This window comes from Microcoleus sp. D3_18a_C4, assembly GCF_036702415.1.
Lineage (GTDB): Bacteria > Cyanobacteriota > Cyanobacteriia > Cyanobacteriales > Microcoleaceae > Microcoleus.
This window is the reverse complement of the sequence record NZ_JAUBTI010000104.1, coordinates 1-2,413: the sequence shown is the minus strand read 5'-3', so window position 1 is coordinate 2,413 and position 2,413 is coordinate 1. Positions and strand designations below refer to the sequence as shown.

3 protein-coding genes are annotated in these 2,413 nt (G+C 49.4%); 2 read left to right on the top strand and 1 reads right to left on the bottom strand.

Going from position 1 to position 2,413, the window contains the following annotated elements; genetic code table 11:
* A partial coding sequence (locus tag QUB16_RS27720) for an HAD-IC family P-type ATPase (protein WP_333321150.1) occupies nucleotides 1–972 on the top strand: 972 nt, incomplete at its 5' end.
* Between the two features lie 197 nt (nucleotides 973–1,169).
* Here the strand turns inward: QUB16_RS27720 and QUB16_RS27715 are convergent.
* Entirely contained in the window at nucleotides 1,170–1,517 is a 348-nt protein-coding gene (locus tag QUB16_RS27715; protein ID WP_333146829.1) for a hypothetical protein, read from the bottom strand.
* Nucleotides 1,518–1,622: 105 nt separating this feature from the next.
* On the opposite strand from QUB16_RS27715, the gene tmk reads away from it, so the two are divergent.
* Complete coding sequence (gene tmk / locus QUB16_RS27710; RefSeq protein ID WP_333321148.1) at nucleotides 1,623–2,291, top strand: dTMP kinase; 669 nt, start codon at nucleotides 1,623–1,625, stop codon at nucleotides 2,289–2,291.
* Nucleotides 2,292–2,413: the final 122 nt, after the last annotated feature.

Sequence of the window (2,413 nt, the reverse complement as noted above, 5' to 3'; positions counted from 1 at the left end):
CAAGATGCCTGTTCCACAATTGATGGGGTTTCTGGTAACAGGCAAGATGCCTGTTCCACAATTGATGGGGTTTCTGGTAACAGGCAAGATGCCTGTTCCACAATTGACTCAAAACTGCTGCAAATTGCGGCGGCGGTGGAAAGGGGCGCTTGTCATCCCATCGCCGCAGCGATTTTGCTGGAAGCTCAACAGCAAGGTTTGCCGCTGTTAGCTGCTGAAGATTTTTGCACGGAACCGGGCTTGGGGGTTTCGGCTTTGGTGGAGGGCCGGCGGGTGTTCGCGGGGAATGCTGAGTGGATGAAGGAGCAGGGGGTCGCTGTGGCGACGCAATTGTCGGGGTCTTGCAAAGGCAAAACGGCGGTTTACGTGGCTTCTGAGGGCGTTTTGCTGGGGGTAATCGGGCTAAAAGATACTCTGAGGCCGGATGCTAAGGCGGCGGTGGAACGTTTGCGGGGCATGGGATTGCGGGTGATGATGCTGACGGGGGATACGCCGTCTGCGGCGGCGGTGACGGCGCAGCAGCTAGGTTTGGCGGCGGCTGATGTTTTGGCCGGGGTGCGGCCGGAGGGGAAGGCGAGGGCGATCGCGACTTTGCAAGCCCAAGGCTGTAAAGTGGCTGTGGTGGGCGATGGCATCAATGATGCGCCGGCTTTGGCTCAAGCTGATGTCGGTATCGGTTTGCACTGTGGTACTGATGTGGCAGTTGAAACTGCTCAAATTGTGCTGATGCGAAATGCTTTGATGGATGTTGTTGAGTCGATCGAGCTGGGACGCGCTACTTTTAATAAGATTCGCCAAAATTTATTTTGGGCTTTTGGTTACAATACTCTGGGAATTCCGGTGGCCGCGGGTATCTTGTTGCCTGCAACCGGAATTCTACTCAGTCCTGCGGCGGCGGGAGCATTTATGGCCTTTAGTTCTGTTAGCGTGGTTACAAATTCTTTGTTTTTGCGCCGGGGATTTCGAGCTTAAATTTAGGGATTGCATATAAAAGTCGGAGGCCATCGGTCATTAGCTAGAAACTAATGACTAATGGTCTCATCCCAAGACGGATACAAGCCCCCCACACCAGGAGTCGAAACCAAAGAAGTTTCGACGTTAGTTCGAGGCCCCAGATTTATCTGTGGAGTCACTCTAAAATCTAAAATGTAAAATCGACTGACTGATGGCTACAGTGCCATACTTTCCAAAAGTCGCCAATTATTGTTGTTCATAACGGAACGACTCACTAGCTCGAACATTTGACGGCAGTGGTTGTTGGTTTGCAGGGGCAGTTCCTCGTTTTTAATCACGAAGTTCATGCGAACCTCTGAGTCGCTGGCCGTGTTTTTCTCAATTAGGACTTCTGCGGTGACAAGTTTGGCGATCGAAACTTGACCGGGAAGTTCGCGAGCCATGACGGAATCTCCTGTATTGTAGATAATATCAAGATTGCATGACTCTAAAATTTCAATCAGGGATTGACGCAGACGGTCGATCGGAACGGCAACGATAAAAAAACCAGTATAGCGAGCCATAGACAACTCCAGCCGTGAGGCATTTAGACTTTATTATCATACCGAACCTAGAACAGATGTACAGAACAATATGGATTTATTTTATTCAAATGGGAAGTTAGGGCAATGAAGGGTAAACTTATCGTGTTTGAGGGGGTTGAAGGTGCCGGTAAAACTACGCAAATGCAGCGGCTGATACAGTTCCTGCAAGCAAGTTGCTTTCTCACAGTCCCGTTGGTGGCTACTCGCGAACCGGGGGGTACTGAGCTGGGAAGGGGACTGCGACATTTGCTGCTGAAACAAGATGGGGGCGAATCTGTATCCGATCGAGCAGAATTACTCATGTATGCTGCCGATCGCGCTCAACACGTCGAAACTTTTCTTAAACCAGAGTTATCTAAGGGAACGATTGTTTTATGCGATCGCTTTACTGACTCTACGATTGCTTATCAGGGCTACGGCCGCGGTCTTAACTTAAATTTAATTAAGCAGTTGAATGAAATTGCCAGCGGAGGCTTGGAAAGCGATCTGACTTTGTGGCTGGATATTAATGTGGAGGAGGGTTTGGCGAGGGTAAGGACTCGCGGAGGGTGCGATCGGATCGAGCAAGCTTATTTGAAGTTTCACCGCCTTGTGCAGCAAGGTTTTGCGGATTTAGCCGAGGCAAATAAATCTCGAATTGTTCGCATAAATGCCGATCGGCCTGAATATGAAGTCGCTCAGGAAATTCAAGCTATTGTAACTCGCAGGTTAGAAGCTTGGGGATATTTAAATAATACCCATTCTGACAAATAGGGTAACACAATCTATAGGGACACTCCAAGATCCCAAGGCGTGTCAACTTACTGTCGTTTAGACTAAATAAAGATGAGAACGGTGGCAAAAGAAGAACTAGAGCCACCGCGCCGGGAGAGAAT